We start from the raw sequence: 16,844 nt of genomic DNA, 5'->3' as shown, positions 1-16,844 counted from the left end.
TTCTCCCCTGTGTTAGACCGCCGCCAGTTCCATTTTACGCCCGACCAGATCGGCGAACTCCTGCTGGTTGGAGCAGCGGGCCAAAGCGTCCCCTTGGGTGATTTTGCGGGCCAGATAGAGCTCCGCCAGGGACTGGTTCATCGTTTTCATCCCGTACTTCTGCCCGGCTTGAAGCAGGCTGTAAATTTGATGAATTTTATCGTCCCGGACGAGCGCCCGAATGGCCGGCGTGCAAACCATGATTTCCATGCACATCACCCGGCCGCCGCCGATTTTGGGCAAAAGCTGCTGGCAGACCACAGCCTGCAGAACAAAGGAAAGAGTCACCCTCACCTGTTCCTGCTGATTGGTCGGAAAAACGTCCACGATACGGGTGATCGCTTCTGCACAGGAATTGGTGTGCAGGGTAGCGAAAGCCAAATGTCCGGTCTCGGAAATGGTCAAGGCCGCCTCGATGGTTTCCAAATCCCGCATCTCGCCGATCAACACCACATCCGGATCCTCCCGCAGGGCGTATTTCAACGCAGAGGCAAAGGTCTGGGTATCCGCCCCGACCTCCCGCTGGTTGACCAGGCAGGACTGGTGGCGGTGCAAATATTCGATCGGGTCTTCCACCGTGATGATGTGATCGCGCCGCTCCCGGTTGATTTTATCGATTAAAGCCGCCAGCGTGGTGGATTTGCCGCTGCCGGTCGGGCCGCAGACCAAAACCAGCCCGCGCGGTAAATTGGCCAATTCCGATACCACCTTGGGGACGCCCAACTCCTCAAAGCTGCGGATTTTGAACGGGATCTGGCGCAAAGCCATCGCCACATTCCCCCGCTGCACAAAGACGTTGGCCCGAAAGCGGGAAAGTTGCTCGATGCCGAACGACAAATCCAGTTCCGATTTTTCCTCGAAGCGCTGGCGCTGCTTTTCGTTCATAATGCTGTAGGCCAGCTTTTTGGTCTCCTCGGGTGTGAGGATGTCGTATCCTTCCAACTTGGTGAGCTTGCCGTCCACCCGTATCTGGGGCGGCGTGCCGACGGTCAAATGCAGATCGGAGGCCCCTCTTTTTACCATCAAATCCAGTAAATCCTTTAACGTGACCACGATTTTCCCTCCTTAAAGAGTATCGGCAAAATGCGTTGCTTCTGAAGCGCTTAGACCGAGCTTTCCGCCAAAACCTCTTCCACGGAAGTGAGCCCCTGCTTGATTTTCATCAGACCGGCCATCCGCAAAGTCAGCATCCCCTCTTTTATCGCCTGCTCGCGCAATGCCGCCGTGGAGGCCTGTTTTAAGATCATCTCTTCAATGGCCGGAGTGATCGGCATCGCCTCAAAAATGCCGCTTCGGCCGGAATAACCGGTCTGCCCGCACTCCTGACAGCCCTTCCCTTCAAAAACCTTGAACGATCCCACCTCTTTTTCCGTTACCCCCAGTTTCAACAGCACCTCTTTGGTGACCGGCACCTCTACCTTGCAGAACTGGCAGATTTTGCGCACCATCCGCTGGGCGACGATCATCTTGGTGGCCGATGCCACCAGATAGTTCGGAATCCCCATATCGATAAGTCGACTTATGGAAGAAGGAGCGTCGTTGGTATGCAGGGTGGAGAAAACCAAATGCCCCGTCAAGGCCGCGCGGATGGCGATTTCCGCCGTCTCGCCGTCGCGAATCTCACCAACCAGTATGACGTCCGGGTCCTGGCGCAAAAAGGAGCGTAGCGCGGCGGCAAAGGTGAGCCCGATGTCCGGCTTGACCAAAACCTGGTTGATGCCGTCGAAGTTGAACTCCACCGGATCCTCGGCGGTCATAATGTTGATGTCCGTGGTGTTGATGGTTTTCAAGGCCGAGTAAAGCGATGTGGTTTTACCGGAGCCGGTCGGCCCGGTGACCAGAATGATGCCGTAGGGCTGATTGATGGCCGCTTCGAACTGCTTTAAGGCCTGCTCCTCGAACCCCAGCCGGGTCAGATCGACCATCAAGCTTTTGGAATCCAAAATACGCATGACCACTTTTTCGCCAAAAATGGTGGGCAGAACGGAGACGCGCAGATCGACCGTCCGGTCGCCGATTTTCACCTTGATGCGTCCGTCCTGCGGCAGCCGCCGCTCGGAGATGTCCAGGTCCGCCATGATTTTGACGCGGGAGACAATGGCCGCCCGGTAACGAAAAGGCAGGGGAGCCATCTCCTGCAGGGCGCCGTCAATGCGGTAGCGCACCCGGATTCGTTTTTCGTACGATTCGATATGAATGTCGGAAGCCCCCTTGCGGATGGCATCGGCGATGAGATGGTCCACCAGTTTGACCAACGGTTTGTCCTGCACCTGGCTTTGCAGGTCCTGCTCGGTGATCGTCTCCTCGCCGCTGTCGATAACTTCGAGGCTGTCCCCCTCGATTTTGTCCAGAATTTCCTTCAACCCGCCGGAGTCCTGGTACTGGGTCTCGATCGCTTTCTGAATCGCCTTTTCGGGGGAGATGACCGGCTGTACCGTGCAGCCGGTGATGAACTTGATGGCGTCCAAAACGTAGATGTTGTTCGGGTCGGAAATCGCAACGACCAGCGTTTTGCCCAATTTCGAGATGGCGATAACGTTGAACTTGCGGGCGATATCCAGCGGGATGAGCTTGACCACCTCCGGGTTCAGCTCCAAATCCGACAAACGCAAAGCCCCGATGTTGAGCTGGCGCCCGACGAATTCGGAAATTTCGTTTTCGTCCGGAACCGCCCCCATCTGGACCAGAATCTGGCCCAGCTTGCCGTTCGTCTGTTTCTGGATTTCCAAGGCCTTGGCGAGCTGCTGCTGCGTGATTTTGCCCGCTTTGACCAGTAAGGCCCCCAATTCGGCCGTCAAAAAACCCTCCTTTTGCGCCCTGCCCCTTTAAGGGGAAAACGGTGCTAATCCTTGAAAATGTCGTCCAGGCGGCTTTCCGCCTGATTGGAGAATTCGCTGGAAATCGGCTTGACCGATTTTTTGGCCTTCTCCTTCGCCTCGCGGAAAATCAAGGCGAGTTCATCCCCCACCTCCTTGGCGTAAAGCCGGACCATGCCGATGGTGGTGCGGTCGTCGAAAATGACCACCAGAATGGTTCGCTCGCCGACCAGTGAAATGTGGATATGGTCCCGCTTCCCCTGATGAAAGAGCACGGAGAACTCCGGTTCCCCCACCAGCCGGGCGATCTCCCGGGTGGAGGCAAAGCTGCCGGCCAGAAGCGCCGCCAAGGCGGTGGTGTCCAGCGAATGGGTGAACCCCTGGCGGGTGATCAAATGCCCGTCTTTGTCCACCAGGAGGGCGCACTTGGCCTCCGCCCCCTTGATCAGCCGCGAGAGCACCTTGTCGATGCGGCTTATTTCCTCTTCGTAGAGGATCAGATTTTCGTCCACGATTCCCTCCTACTTTTTAAAGAGCCCGAACAGACGCGAAAAAAAACCTTTTTTCTTTTCTTCCTTCCGGCTGCGCGCCAGCTCGCTGGGGCGCAGAACGGGGCGGTTTTTCAAATTCAATTCCGGCCGGGCGGGGGAAGGCCGCTCGGCTGCGGCCAAAGGCTTGGGGCGTTCGACCGATTGGCGAGCCCGTTGCTCCACTTCCGAACCCGAGGTCTGACGCACACCCGGCACGACCACAGGGCGGTGTCCTTCCAGGGGCGCCGGAGCGGAGGCCGGTTTGGACAGCCCCGGCACGGGGCGAAACTGCTCCGAAGCCGTGGGGACCGACCAGTCCGACTGGACGCCGACCGGTTCCATTTTGGGCCGCGGCGGGGGTGCGGGCCGTTCCTCGCTACCACTTTCCAACGGTTCCGGTATCGACTGCCTCGCCGGCGGCGAAGCCGGCTCCGACATCGGAGCGGGTGCAGTTTCGGAGGCTTTGGACCCCGTCTCCGACTTCGCCCGGGCTTTTTCCAATACGATTTTGATGATGCACTTGAGCGTGTCGAAAACCCCGTCCCCTTTCACCGCGACCGCTTCAAAAGAGGGGAGTCCGTTCGGGTTCAACGCTTTCTCCAGAACATCCAGGGGCAAAGCCCCGGGCAAATCCCGTTTGTTGTACTGGATGACCATCGGCACTTCGTTCAAGCTGTAGCCATACTCCTGGAGGTTGTCCAACAAATTTTTCAAACTCTCGACGTTCTCCTCCATCTTCGATTCCTGGGAGTCGGCCACGAAAACCAGCCCGTCCACCCCCCGCAAAACGAGTTTGCGGGTGGCGTTGTAGTACACCTGTCCGGGTACCGTGTAGAGCTGAAACTTGGTCGTGAAACCGGCCACGGACCCGATATTGATCGGGAGGAAGTCAAAATAAAGGGTCCGGTCGGCGTCCGTCGCCAACGAAATCAGCTCCCCCTTGGTCGGCTGGGGCACCTTTTTATGAACGTACTGCAAGTTCGTGGTCTTGCCGGAAAGCCCGGGACCGTAATAGACGATCTTGCAGGAGATTTCCTTGAACGCGTAATTGATGGAAACCATCGTCTGCCTTACATCAGTGCCAGGCGCGAGGCCGCGTTTTTAATCTCCAGCCGCACCAGCCCGATGTTCACCCGGGGATCGGTGGTCACCACCAAAATCCCCTTTCCCACGTCGGCCAGAAAGATTTTTCCCCGCTCCGCCTCGATGGTTACCTGCTTCATCGGCGTCTGGCGCAAGCGCTCCAGCGACTTCTGCACATTGGTCGTGATGGCGGCGGCCAAGGCCCCCACCGTGTCATCCTCCACGCCGGTGTTCAAATCGGCGGCGATGACGATGCCGTCCTGCCCCACCAGCATGCTGCCGGTGACGCCGGAGGTGCGGTTAAGCTCCTCTAAGATCTGGTACATGGTGTCCCTCCCGATTGGTTTTCAAAACCGGTTCATATTTCTCCTGCCAGTGGCGTTTGATCATTTCGGAGGCCCGCACCAGCCGGACGTTCAACAGCTCGTCGGCATGGGGCTCGACCACGGCCACCAAATAGAAATCCAAGACCTTTTGCACGTACACCTTGCCGGCGGAGGTGGAAAGCTCGAGGGCCGAAAAATTTGACTGGTCCACCCGGGCGGCAAGCTCTTTGTTTCTTTCAACCAAAACCAGCCCCCAAGCCGCCCAGAGCTCATCTTCCCAGGTGCCGCCGGCCTCAAAGCGGGCCAAAACCAGCCCCTCCTCGTCAACCAAATAGGCCTTCGAAACCCCTTTCTGCTCCCCGATGTAGGCCAACGCGTCGTCAAAGTTGATTTCCCGCAAATCGTGGCGCGCCGGCGCCGGTTCGTGGCGGGGCCGGCCCGTTTCGGAGCGGACCGGAATCACGGAAGAAGCCGAGGGTTCCGGACGGGCGGCCGGCTCATGGGGCCGGGCGGCGCGAGGCTTTTTAAGCGAAGCGGCCCACATGCCCTTCAGCAAAAACGGGGTAATGATGCTCATCAAAAGAAAACCGGGGAAATAGCCGTACCATCCCTGCTGCAGGGCGGCACCCAGCGGGATCGAGCGGGTGATGGCCAAAAAAATGCCCAAAACCGTCCCGGCAAAAAGGCGGTACGCGAGCGTGCCGAGGGCAAAGCCGAATTTTTTTCCCATTCCGGCTTCCGGAAAGACCCAGAAGAAAACCAAAAAGTAGAAAATTGCCTCGGCGATCAGAAGCCGGGGGCCGGCCCACCCGGCGTATTCCAGGCCGAAGTCGGCCGGATGGAAGATCATCGGAACGGCGGCCAACAAAAAAACCAGAATCAACGCTTTGGAAAGTTCTTTTGACATCGTCGCTCCTTATCCGGCCAAAAGGGCGTAATCCAAAAACGCCCCGACCTTCATCTTGAAAGCCCCCAAATTGATGTCCGGACGATACACCACCATCAAGACCTTTTCTTCCATGCGCACGGCCAGGAAACTGACGCCGTCCGCATCAATCCAGACTTTTTCCAGCTGCCCCAAATCCACTTTTTCCAGATTGTCTTCCGCCACAGTGAAAATGGATGCGGAGACCGCCGCCAGGCTGTCGGCCTCCCAGCTACCGCGGAAACGCTTGTCGATGATGAGCCCCTCCCGGTTTACCACCATCAGGGCGTCCACCTCCGGAATGGCAAAAAGCTCGTCCAACGCCTCCTCCGGACCGATGACGGAGTCCTGCGCCCGCTCGGTGTCGAGCGTAAAAATGTCGGAATCCCCCCGCTTCGACCCGGGCCGGGCGGGCGCGGAAAAACTGGGGCGGGTGATCTCCGCCGTCGGGCGGGTTTTTCCCGTTTCCTTGCGACAGAGCTCCAACAGATACTTAACCTCCTGGTTTTCCGGATCGGTGATGTGCAGCTTCTCCAAAATGGAAAGCGCTTCGGGCAGCTTCTTTTTGTGAATGAATATCTCGCAAAGCAAGAGTTCGGTGGCGCGGGTGCGACCGTCCAGCCGGATTGCTTCTTCGAGCGCCTTTTCAGCCAACTCGTACATTTGCCGGTCCATATGCACCTTGGCTAAAACCAGATGAGCCGAGCCGTAGTTGGGATGCAGCTTCAGTCCGTTGCGGCAAACCTCGAGGGCCTTGTCCAACTGCCCCTTGCGCCGGTGGGCGTCCGCCAGGGCGGCAAAAATTTGGGAATTCGGATTTTCCGCCAGAATTTTTTCGCACTTGGCGATGCGGTCGTCCAGTTCGGCTATATTAAGCATTCGGCGCCTTCAAATTATGCGGGTCGGTGGTTTTCGGCAAGGTCAACTCATCACTTTTTTTATGCGCGCCACACCGAAGGCAATCCCCAGTCCTGCGCCGAACTGCAAAAGCGAAAGGGTGGTGGGGGAAACCTCGGCCCAGCCGGCGGAGGAGAGAAAACTTAAAATTTGGGAAGCGGCGAAAAGAAACAGGGCCGCCACCAGCCACTGCCAGCCCGCCGCCAGTTCCCCTCCCCTGGTAAGCCGGTACACCCGAAAGGCAAAGGCCAATCCCGCCGCGCCGAAGACCCCGGCAACGAGGGAAAGAATGATTCCCCAAAAAGGGGCCGCCGGGTTGGCCAAATCATCGGCCCGGGCGCTGCCAAGGGCAAACAAAAGTAAAGCAAAAGTGAAAACGGCCGTTTTCATGGGGTCACTCCTTCCTTATCTGCCGGTACACTTCGGTTTCCAGGTCGTATTTCCCCACCAGTTCCCGTTCCTCGGCGAAGATGGCGGCAGCCTCCTTGCGCATGTCGCTGCAGGCCCGTTTGTAAACCGCCCCCCCCAAAACCAGCCGCACCACCTCCAGTCCTTCCTCCAGAATGGCCCCCAACCCGGCCAGAAGCTTGTGCAGCCGGATTTCCTTGGGCAGCTCCGAGAGCCGGCTCAAAAAATCGTTCTGGTTGAAATGCTCCTCCCCGTATAAAAAAGAGGCCAGATAAAAGTCGATTCCCTTTTTCTCCTGCGGGGTCGGCAGCCGGCGGCGGAAAAAGCTCTTTCCCACCTTTTTGTCGAATAAACGGACCAAGACGGCAAAGCAGGCGGAAAAAACCCGCAGGGAGACCGAAAACACCAATTCCTCCTCCTCCCGTGAGGAAAGCCGGGAGCGGCTTTTGGGCAGCGCCTCCACCAGCCCGCTCTGCACGAGCTGGTGCAACGCCTTGGAGGTTACAAATTCCCCCATCGGCGAGGCCCGCAGAACCTCCGGATAGGTACGGCTGCCGTCAATCAGGGACATCACGACCAGTTGGTCCACGCTCAAGGTCACTTCTTCCCCGCGGACTTTTGGGTTGGAGGAAAGCTTTAAGGGCAGATGGGCGGCCGGCAGGGCTTTTTGAATCTCCACCCATTCGTCGATTCGCCGCGCCCCCTCCAGCATGACCGAGGAAGTGGGCAGTTCGGTTAAAATCTGGCTGGCCGCCGGGGCTTTCCCTTCATAGAACATGAATTCCCCTTCATTCCAGCCGAACAGGTTGTATACGATCTCCTCGATTTGCAGCTTCAAGGCCGCCACGATCTCTTCCCGCGAAAACAAGTTGAGCTCGATTAAGGTGACCCCCAGCTTTTTGCCGGTGGACTTGTGCAGGGAGATGGCCCGCTCCAGATCCGGCTTGGAGATTTTTCCCCGCTTCAGGAGCAGATTCCCCAGCAAATCCTCCTCGGCATTGGCGGAAAGAGCATAGACAATGTTGCCGTTCCGGAAATAGACCTCTTTTTTCAAAGGCCCCTTGCTGACCGCCAAGGCCCCCGTCTTCTTCCCTTGGGAAAGCAGCTGCAGAATGTCCGAAAAAGCGACGGTATTCAGGTTGCCGGTAAACGCCATCTTCTCAAATACCCCCTTGTCTTTATTAGTATCGGGTAAAGCCGGATTTTTCTTTACAAGTTAAAAAGCCTCAACGGGCTCGGCTTGGCCGCCTCTTTCGGGCAGGAAAGCCCAACTTCAGCACCCGACGGACAACCGGAAAAAAGAGCGCTCCTACCGGTTGCCGAAGGCCAACTTCCGCTTGGAAAAGTGGGTTCGAACCTCCCATTCTTCTTTTTTGACCCGGAAGTTGACTGCTCCGTCCCGAAAAGTGAAGAAAACTCTATCCGGACCGGTTTGGAAAAGCCGGTAATCCCGCCGGGTAGAGACCACCACTTTCACGTTGGAAAACCGGGCCAAACTCTCGGCCCGGGGAAACTCCAAAGGGGCAATAAGGACGGTCGGGCCGTCAAAAAGGGAATCCCATCGGGGCGGCCTAAACCGCTTGAACTGAGGAACAAACAGAAAGGTGTAGTCCTCTTTTATTACCCGGAGGGCGAAGGGGACGGAATCCCCGCTTGTCAGAAGGTATTCAAACTTCAACGTCATTGAATCAGCCGTTTCCTCCTTCGGCTGACGGGCCACAGGCCAGCCGACAAAGCCGGGCCGGAACCTTGTGACGATTTCCGCCGAAGCGGCCTGCCCGAAAGAATCGAATCGCAAAGGCAAATAGCCCTCGATTTTGTCCCTTCCCAAGTAAGCCAAGACCGGTTCCACAACCTGCCGGGGCGTATGCTGGGCATCGCGTACCTCGCCTCCCCCGATAACGATTATCTGGTCCAAAAGAGATAAAACGGATACCATCTCTCCCTTGGCCTCCAAAACTGAAAGGGAAAAGCCCGATGAACGTTTGAAACCCCAACCCCACAAAACCGGCGCAAGACCGAGCAAAAAAAGATAGACACCAACCTTTTTATATTGTGATTTGAAGAAAATCAAAAAGAGTCCAAACCCGGCGATCGTCAACAAAAAGGTCTCTACACCGTTTGGATGGGGAACCCGCACAAGTGTGTGTGGCAGATTGACAAACAGATTCTGTATGGCGAATAACCATTCAAACAGTTTTTCCTGAACGAATGCCAAAGGGCTCGAAAATTCCGTAAAGCCAATACCGAGTCGTACGAGCGCACACCAGGAAATCAAGGCGGCCAGTGGCATAGCCATGACGTTCACCAAAAGCGAAGTCCAAGCCACCTGATTGAAATAGTAAGCCAAAAGGGGTGTTATCAATAAAAAAACCGCTACCGAGCTGCCCAGATTAGTGTGAAACGGCTGGATGAGCCATCGTTTGGCCCAGTTTTTCTGATGCTCATCTTTCTCTTCAAAGGAAAAGATCAAAGCAAAAACTGCCAGAAAGGACAATTCAAAACCGATGTCGAAAAACCAGAGCGGGTTTAAGACAAGCAGAACGAGGGCGCAAAGCCCCAAGCTTTGCAAACCGGATATTTCACGATAAACAACTCGTGAAGTAGTCCACACCGTAAACATAATGGCCGCCCGCAAAACGGAGGCCTGCAAGTCGGTAAGCAAAACGAAGACCCAGACGACAAACAGGGCAACGAGGTAACGGGTACGCAGGGGAAGGAAAAACAGTTTCAAAAGAAAAATTGGCAACATGGCCACCCAGGCCACGTTGGCGCCGGAAACGGCCAAAAGATGCAGCGTGCCGGTTTTCCGGAACAAATCGTAGGTGGAGGGCTCGATGTCCCTGGTATCTCCGAGCACGAACCCTTTGATGACTCCGGATGCTTTGCGCGGCAATCCTGTCGTCAGTTTTCGTTCGACGCCGTCCCGAATTTTGGATAGACGCGCACGCCAGCTCCCCAAATTTTGAGCAACAACGGAGATTGCTTCATCATCTTTCAAATAAACAGACGCTTGCACGCCGCGAATGCGCATCAACCGGGCAAAATCCAAAGCTCCCGGGTTGGCCGGCTGCCAAAGGGAATCAAGACGACCCACGAACCCAATCCGGTCTCCCACCACGTAGGAAGTGACCGCCCGGCCGATGGTAAGCCGGACTTTCCCATCCAAGTGGAGCTTGCTTGTCCAGCCGATTGTAATTTCATCCAGATAAATCCGGGTACGCTCCGGCTTGACATCCGGCAGATCGCAAACCCGGCCGGTGATCAACAACCGTTTGTCGAGGCCGGCAAAATGGGCCACCGAGCGCTCTTCGGCAACATCCGTGGCCGCCGAATACCGCACGGCTCCCAGACCGACAAGAAGGAGAAGAACGCCTAAATTGGCGGCCGCATTATTGGAGCGAAAATGAAAAAATGAGGCGCCAATCCCGACCAGGGCGGAGAAAATAAACCAGAATAAAAGGTGATTGGTGGTAAGTGCGGAGATGAAGATTCCGGCGGCAAAGGCCACCGCCGCCCAGAAGGCCGGGGCCGGCAGGGAATACTTGACGATTTTTTCGACCCCCATACGCCGTCACGTTGACTTAAACCGCGCAAACATCCGCTGTAGAACGTTCGCGAACAACTTTGTTTCTTCAACTTTGAAAAGCTTGGCTGCCACAAGATACAAACCGCTAAAAACCAGGAACAAAACAAACAGCACCAAAACCCGCTGCCGCAAAAGTGTCGCTGTGTGGTGCTCGTAGAAAAACGCAAGCCCCCCCCAACAAACCAGCGCCGGAACAAGGGCGGCCAGCAAAATCCGCCAGAATTTCGACCAGACCGCGCCCCCATCCCATTCCGGTAGTTTTTTTCTGAACAAATGGAGGAGCACGAAGAAATTCACAAAAGCCGAGACGGAAGCGGAAAACGCCAGCCAGCGGAAGCCAAAGCCGAGTTTGTAAAAAGAAACGTTCAAGATGATGTTGGAAAAAACGGCCAGGATTCCCACCTGGACCGGCGTTTTGGTGTCGGCAAAGGCGTAAAAGACCGGCGCGAGTACACGGACACCGGAATAGCCGAGAAGCCCAAGACCGTACAATTGCAAAGCCGAGGCGGTCATAAGCGTATCATTCGGGCCGAATTGCCCGTGCTGAAACAAGACCGAAACGACCGGAACGGCGGCGACGATTAGAAACAGCGAAGCCGGCACGTTGAGAAAGAAAACCAGCCCCAAGGCGGAGGCCGCCGTATCCCCCACCCCTTTCAAATCGTTGGCGGCCACCTTTTGGGAAAGAGTGGGCAGGGAAACGGTAGCCAAAGCCACCCCGAAGACCCCGAGCGGAAAGTGCATCAAACGAAAGGCGTAATTGAGGTATGACACCGCCCCCTCCGGCATCAAGGAGGCGATTTGCGTATTGACGAAAATGTTTATTTCGGTGGAGGCAATCCCGGCCAAGGCGGGAAGGATAAGCCCTACGACGGCCAAAAGCTCCGGATGGCGGAAGGAAAAAATCGGCCGGTAGCGGTACCCCTCCTTTCGCAAGGAAGGCATCTGCACGCTCCACTGTAAAAATCCACCCAACAAAACGCCGTACGCCATCCCGACAATCGGCGGGTCAAAAAACGGACATAAAAGAAAGCCCGCGCCAATCATCCCTATATTAAGGAAGGCGGAGGAAAACGCCGGCCAGGTAAAGTGCCCGAGCGAATTTAAAACCCCCATCGTCAAAGCCGCCAGGGCGACCAAGACGAGATAGGGAAACATTATCCGGGCCATAAAGGCGGTCAGCTCCGCCTTGCCGGCGATTTTCTCAAACCCCGGCGCGATGGCCGAAACGATGGCCGGCGTGAAATAAATCCCGAGCAAGACGACGACGGCCAAGACCACAACGAGCGCGTTCCCCACTAAATTGAAAAGAAAGAATGCGTTCTGTTTTCCTTCCCGCGAAAGTTTTTTGCTGAAAGCCGGCACAAAGGCCGCCGACATCGCCCCCTCCGCAAAGAGGTCGCGCAACAAATTTGGAATGCGAAAAGCGGCGATGAAGGCATCCGTGGCCAGCCCGGCGCCGAAGAGATAGGCGAAAACCTGCTCCCGCACCAACCCCAAAATGCGCGAGCCGGTGGTGGCGGCCGAAACGCCCCCGGCCCGCCGGGCTAACTGTTGGTTTTCGGTTGACAAATGGGGACCAAAAAATTACTTTGGAGGGCCAAAGGAGAATGAATGCCAAGACATAAATCAGCCAAAAAGGCGCTTAGGAAGTCGGAAAAACTGCGCGAGCATAACAAGGCGCTGAAGACCCGGTTGAAAACGGTTTTCAAAACCGCCCTGACCGAAAGCGACGCCTCCAAGAAATCGGAGGAGATTCGCAAGGCCTTTTCGCTCATCGACAAAGCCGCCAAGCGGAAGCTGATTCCCAAAAACCGCGCCGCCCGGCTCAAATCCCGCCTGTCCCGTTCCAAGGCCGCGTAATTTTTCTCTGGTTTTTTCACCATCGTATATGGCGGGCCAAAAGCAGGAGCTTGGGGTTTTCTTTTAATACCCGCTTCAAAAGCCCAATAGGCTCGATACCCCGTACGGGATTGTTTTCAAAAAGCGGCCGGACGAAGTTAATCACGTTATCAAATTCAGAATCGCTCATCCGTATGTAAATTTGCCGGGCATAAAGATAGAAGCGCATCTCCCGCCCTTTGACTTTATCCCATTCACGTTGATACCGCTCCAGAAAATCGGGCGAATGCTTGGACGGCAGATATTCCGCCGCCGTTCCCCCCGCGATTTTGCCGGATAAAAGAGCATTGGCAATCCCGGCTCCTGAAATGGAATCCACCAGCCGGGCGGCATCCCCGGCCAAAAGCACGTTCTTGACCCGCATCAATTTCTTGCCGACATAGGCGGGTACTCCGCCGACGATGGTTTCGACTATCGAGGCGCGCGGAAAGCGCTCCGCCACAAACTTGTTCAAAAGTTCAACCGCCTTTACTTTGGCGTTCAAAGCCGGCGTGAATGCCAGCCCCACGTTGGCCGTGCCGTTCCCTTTGGGAAAAACCCAGCCGTAGCCGCCGGGGCACAAGTCCCGGCCGAAGTAGAACTGCAAACATTCTTCATCGACATCCAACCCTCCCAAAAGATACTGCGCGGCGGAATCAAAACCGGAAAGATATAAAGTCGTGTTCAACCCGGCCCAATAGCCGATGCGGGATTCGATGCCGTCGGAAGCGATGATGACCGGCGCAAAGTATTCGTTGGGCTTCCCTTCCTCTAAAACCTTGACCCCCCGAATCAGCCCGCCGTCACCGTTTAGCAACCCCACGACCGGCGTTCCGGCTTTCACCGTAGCTCCTTCTTTGGCTGCCAGCCCGGCCAAATCCCGGTCAAAAATTTTCCGGTCCAGCACATACCCCGCTTCCGGATGCACGATTTTCGCTTTCGCGCCACCCGGGCCGACGAGTAAAACCCGCTCCACGCGCGAAGCCACCCAACGCGGATTCAAAGGAACGATATCTTCCAAGCCAGACTTGGAAATTCCCTCCGCGCAGCAGAGGGGATAGCCGACGACGGGATGTTTCTCTAAGAGAAGAACCTTTTTCCCTTTCTTAGCCGCCGCCATTGCTGCCGAAGAGCCCCCCGGCCCTGCTCCGACCACGATTACATCATACCGATTCTCGGAATTCATAAAGTAAACGCTCCCGTAGGGCAGGTGCGCACGCAGGCGTTGCAAAGCGTGCAGGTGTGGTGGTCGATTTCGATGCCGCGCGGAGTTAAAGCCAGTGAATCGTGGGGACAAACCCCCACGCAGGCCCCGCATTCAAAGCAGAGCGCCACGTTGAACAAAAGCCGCTTCCCGACCGCTTTGCGGTTCCTTACAACTTGGGCCTTGGCCTCCTCCACCGGCATAGTAGGCCGTAAATTTAAACCGGCAAGCCAATAAGGCAAGGAAAAACACCCCCTAAAGCCAAAGCCGTTACATCCGATAAGATATTAAGGGGAAGGGATACATGCGCAAATTGGCTCAATGGACGGTTGGCTTGGCGGTTCTCCTTTTGATTTATCCGACGCTTTCATTCTGTTATGAAAAAGAATTGAACGCCTTGGCCGGGTCCTTGACCCAAAAGCTGCTTGAAGGAAGAAAAAAGAAGGTGGCCATAGTCGATTTCACCGATATGGAGGGGCACACCATCTATGCCGGGCGGTTTTTGGCCGAAGAGCTTTCCGTTCAACTTTCCAGTTTGGGCAGCCGCACGGAGTTTGAGGTCGTCGACAGGATGCGTTTGAAAAGTTTGCTGAAGGAGCAGGGACTGGAAGCCACCGGCTGGGTTGACCCGGAAATGGGGAAAAAACTCAAAAAGGCCGCTGGGATTAACGCCATCATTGCCGGGAATTTGACCCCGTTCGGCGACAGTCTGCACCTTTCGGTAAAAATTCTGGATGCCGGGAACGCAAAAATTCTATTTGCCACCAGCACCGATTTTCCGAAATCGAAAATCATCATGGGAGACAATACACCGGAAAAAAGGAATCCCCCGGCCCAAAACCCGCCGCCGAGCGCCTCCGTAACTCCGGTTGCTCCATCTAAACCGGCACCGGCCCCGCCGCCGGTCGAAATTCGGCAGAAGGTGGAAACGCCGGAGTTTGTCTTGGAGCTTCAAGAGTGCTGGGCCTCCGGCCCGAATCTGACCTGCTCCATGCTTCTGACCAACGTAAAGGAAGACAAAAGCTACAAACTGACCACAGCCGATACCCGTATCATCGACCCTGCCGGCAACGAATACCGTGCTCAAAAACTCCAGCTTGGCACGGCCGAGGGATGGGATTCCGTTCAACGACCGTTGGTAAACGGAATTGCCACAAAGGCCGCCGCCAGCTTTACCGGCGTTTCACCAAGTGTACGCACAATCGCGCTTTTTGAAATCAGTTGCCACTTGGAAGGGGTCGGCCAGTACAAAGCCCAGTTCCGCGCCGTCCCCGTAACCCGGTAGGGATTTCCACCGACCTAACAATTTAGTAATCAAGCGCTTAGATCAATTCTTGTCTCTTTATTTAGTCCATTAATCGAGCATTCACCTCACCTTGTGGGGAGAGTTTAAAGCCCGCCGGAGACGGCTCAAAGGGTGTTGTCAAAAACCGCCCTTGCCAAACCGCATTTAAAATGTAACTTTACCCGTCCAGAGCCCCCTTTGTAAGAGGGGAACTTTCTGGCTTTTGAGGTTTCAAAAATGGTTTGCAAGCAACTGTAAATAGAAAAATTGAGGGCGTTTGCAACCGCCCTTGCAACTTACTTTCAGGAGGAAAAATGCCGAAGACCAAAGTTTACAAAAACTATATAAACGGCGAATGGGTGGAGTCCGGCTCGGGGGAAACGTTTGAAAACAGAAACCCGGCCGACAAACGGGATTTAATCGGGCTTTTTCAGCGTTCCAATCAGGATGATGTGAACGCCGCCGTGGAAGCGGCCAAAAAGGCCTTCGAAAGCTGGCGGCTTTACCCAGCGCCGAGACGGGCGGAAATTTTGTTCCGGGTGGCGGAAATTCTGGTACAGAAAAAAGAGGAGTTTGCCCGGGATATGACCCGCGAGATGGGAAAGGTCTTGAAGGAGACCCGCGGCGACGTGCAGGAAGCGATTGACATGACCTACTATATGGCCGGCGAGGGGCGCCGCCAGTTCGGCCAGACCACGCCGTCCGAGCTCCCCAACAAGTTTATGATGTCCGTGCGGATGCCCTTGGGCGTCTGCGCTCTGATTACTCCCTGGAATTTCCCGATGGCCATCCCCTCTTGGAAGCTGATGCCTGCTCTCATCTTGGGCAATACAGTGGTCTTCAAACCAGCTACCGATACCCCCCTTTCCGCCTATAATCTGGTGAAGGCCTGTGAGGATGCCGGGTTGCCAAAAGGGGTTTTGAACTTTGTGACCGGCACCGGTTCCGAAGTAGGCACGCCGTTGATGACCCATCCGGACGTAAAGCTGGTCAGCTTCACCGGTTCCACGGCCGTTGGCAAATCGGTGGCGGAGGCGACCGCCTCCACCTTCAAGCACACCAATTTGGAAATGGGGGGGAAAAACGCCATTTTGGTGATGGACGACGCCAAAGTCGATTTGGCCGTGGAAGGGGCCGTCTGGGGCGGGTTCGGCACCACCGGCCAGCGTTGCACGGCCGCCAGTCGGGTGATTGTGCATAAAAAAGTGCTGAAGGAATTCACCCAGAAATTCGTGGCCCGCGCCCGGGCTTTGAAAGTCGGCAACGGGCTGGATGCCAAAACCGAAATGGGCCCCTCCGTCAACGAAAGCCAGTTGGAAACGGTGATGAAATATGTGGAGGTCGGCAAAAAAGAGGACGGCGCTACCCTTTTGACCGGCGGACACCGCTTGACCAAGGGGGAGTATGCCCACGGAAATTTCCACGAACCGACTATCTTTGGGGACGTCGATCCCGATATGCGCATCGCTCAGGAAGAAATCTTCGGTCCGGTCGTCGCAGTAATCCCGACAAATTCACTCGAAGAAGGTATCAAAATTGTCAACGATACGGCCTACGGCCTCTCCGCCTCCATTTACACACAGGATGTCAACCGGGCCTTCGTGGCGATGCGGGATGTCTACACCGGCATTTTCTACGTCAACGCCTCCACTATTGGAGCGGAAGTGCATCTCCCCTTCGGCGGCACCAAGCAGACCGGCAACGGCCATCGCGAAGCGGGGCAGGCCGCCTTGGACGTTTTCTCCGAGTGGAAGGTTCTCTACATCGACTATTCCGGTAAATTGCAAAAGGCCCAAATCGACGTGGAATGAGCGCCTGAAGTTCGATATATGAAGCCGAATAAGTTTGTTTGCTTTGCTGA

Annotated in this window: 15 protein-coding genes and 1 pseudogene; 3 read left to right on the top strand and 13 right to left on the bottom strand. The window is 55.8% G+C overall.

Annotated features, from left to right (window positions below):
• Positions 1-12: 12 nt before the first annotated feature.
• The 11 genes and pseudogenes from VNL73_01595 to murJ form a co-directional block, all read right to left on the bottom strand.
• The gene (locus VNL73_01595) at positions 13-1,092 is read right to left on the bottom strand and encodes a type IV pilus twitching motility protein PilT (GenBank protein ID HXF48103.1); all 1,080 of its coding nucleotides are present in this window, start codon (positions 1,090-1,092) and stop codon (positions 13-15) included.
• A gap of 50 nt (positions 1,093-1,142) precedes the next feature.
• A complete protein-coding gene (gene pilB / locus VNL73_01590; protein HXF48102.1) occupies positions 1,143-2,837 on the bottom strand; it encodes a type IV-A pilus assembly ATPase PilB in 1,695 nt (564 codons plus the stop codon).
• Positions 2,838-2,881: 44 nt separating this feature from the next.
• Complete coding sequence (locus VNL73_01585; GenBank protein ID HXF48101.1) at positions 2,882-3,367, bottom strand: roadblock/LC7 domain-containing protein; 486 nt, start codon at positions 3,365-3,367, stop codon at positions 2,882-2,884.
• A 504-nt stretch (positions 3,368-3,871) separates the two neighbouring features.
• Positions 3,872-4,447: pseudogene (locus VNL73_01580) on the bottom strand (ADP-ribosylation factor-like protein).
• Between the two features lie 8 nt (positions 4,448-4,455).
• Positions 4,456-4,794 carry a roadblock/LC7 domain-containing protein gene (locus VNL73_01575; protein ID HXF48100.1) on the bottom strand — a complete coding sequence of 113 codons (339 nt, stop codon included), beginning with the start codon at positions 4,792-4,794 and terminating at the stop codon, positions 4,456-4,458.
• Positions 4,769-5,701: a hypothetical protein gene (locus VNL73_01570; GenBank protein HXF48099.1), complete on the bottom strand. Its 933-nt coding sequence runs from the start codon at positions 5,699-5,701 to the stop codon at positions 4,769-4,771. Before VNL73_01570 ends, VNL73_01575 begins: the two co-directional genes overlap by 26 nt.
• A 9-nt stretch (positions 5,702-5,710) precedes the next feature.
• A complete protein-coding gene (locus VNL73_01565) occupies positions 5,711-6,598 on the bottom strand; it encodes a tetratricopeptide repeat protein (protein HXF48098.1) in 888 nt (295 codons plus the stop codon).
• A gap of 42 nt (positions 6,599-6,640) precedes the next feature.
• On the bottom strand, positions 6,641-7,006 hold the full coding sequence (locus VNL73_01560; GenBank protein ID HXF48097.1) for a hypothetical protein: 366 nt from the start codon (positions 7,004-7,006) through the stop codon (positions 6,641-6,643).
• A 4-nt stretch (positions 7,007-7,010) separates the two neighbouring features.
• On the bottom strand, positions 7,011-8,180 hold the full coding sequence (locus tag VNL73_01555) for a DUF4388 domain-containing protein (GenBank protein HXF48096.1): 1,170 nt from the start codon (positions 8,178-8,180) through the stop codon (positions 7,011-7,013).
• A 153-nt stretch (positions 8,181-8,333) separates the two neighbouring features.
• Entirely contained in the window at positions 8,334-10,592 is a 2,259-nt protein-coding gene (locus VNL73_01550; GenBank protein ID HXF48095.1) for a ComEC/Rec2 family competence protein, read from the bottom strand.
• A 6-nt stretch (positions 10,593-10,598) separates the two neighbouring features.
• Positions 10,599-12,185 (bottom strand): murein biosynthesis integral membrane protein MurJ, encoded by a 1,587-nt coding sequence (gene murJ, locus VNL73_01545; protein HXF48094.1) that lies wholly within the window; start codon positions 12,183-12,185, stop codon positions 10,599-10,601.
• 42 nt (positions 12,186-12,227) lie between these two features.
• On the opposite strand from murJ, the gene rpsT reads away from it, so the two are divergent.
• Positions 12,228-12,476, top strand: a complete 249-nt coding sequence (rpsT, locus tag VNL73_01540) for a 30S ribosomal protein S20 (protein HXF48093.1) — start codon at positions 12,228-12,230, stop codon at positions 12,474-12,476.
• A gap of 16 nt (positions 12,477-12,492) precedes the next feature.
• On the opposite strand, the gene VNL73_01535 is transcribed toward rpsT, so the two are convergent.
• Both VNL73_01535 and VNL73_01530 read right to left on the bottom strand, forming a co-directional pair.
• A complete protein-coding gene (locus tag VNL73_01535) occupies positions 12,493-13,680 on the bottom strand; it encodes an NAD(P)/FAD-dependent oxidoreductase (GenBank protein HXF48092.1) in 1,188 nt (395 codons plus the stop codon).
• Positions 13,677-13,901: a 4Fe-4S binding protein gene (locus VNL73_01530; GenBank protein ID HXF48091.1), complete on the bottom strand. Its 225-nt coding sequence runs from the start codon at positions 13,899-13,901 to the stop codon at positions 13,677-13,679. Before VNL73_01530 ends, VNL73_01535 begins: the two co-directional genes overlap by 4 nt.
• A 101-nt stretch (positions 13,902-14,002) precedes the next feature.
• On the opposite strand from VNL73_01530, the gene VNL73_01525 reads away from it, so the two are divergent.
• Positions 14,003-14,983 carry a CsgG/HfaB family protein gene (locus VNL73_01525; protein HXF48090.1) on the top strand — a complete coding sequence of 327 codons (981 nt, stop codon included), beginning with the start codon at positions 14,003-14,005 and terminating at the stop codon, positions 14,981-14,983.
• A gap of 314 nt (positions 14,984-15,297) precedes the next feature.
• Entirely contained in the window at positions 15,298-16,794 is a 1,497-nt protein-coding gene (locus VNL73_01520) for an aldehyde dehydrogenase family protein (GenBank protein ID HXF48089.1), read from the top strand.
• The last annotated feature ends 50 nt before the right edge of the window (positions 16,795-16,844 follow it).

This window comes from Verrucomicrobiia bacterium, assembly GCA_035574275.1.
Taxonomy (GTDB): domain Bacteria; phylum Zixibacteria; class MSB-5A5; order DSPP01; family DSPP01; genus DSPP01.
This window is presented reverse-complemented; position numbering and strand designations above follow the sequence as displayed.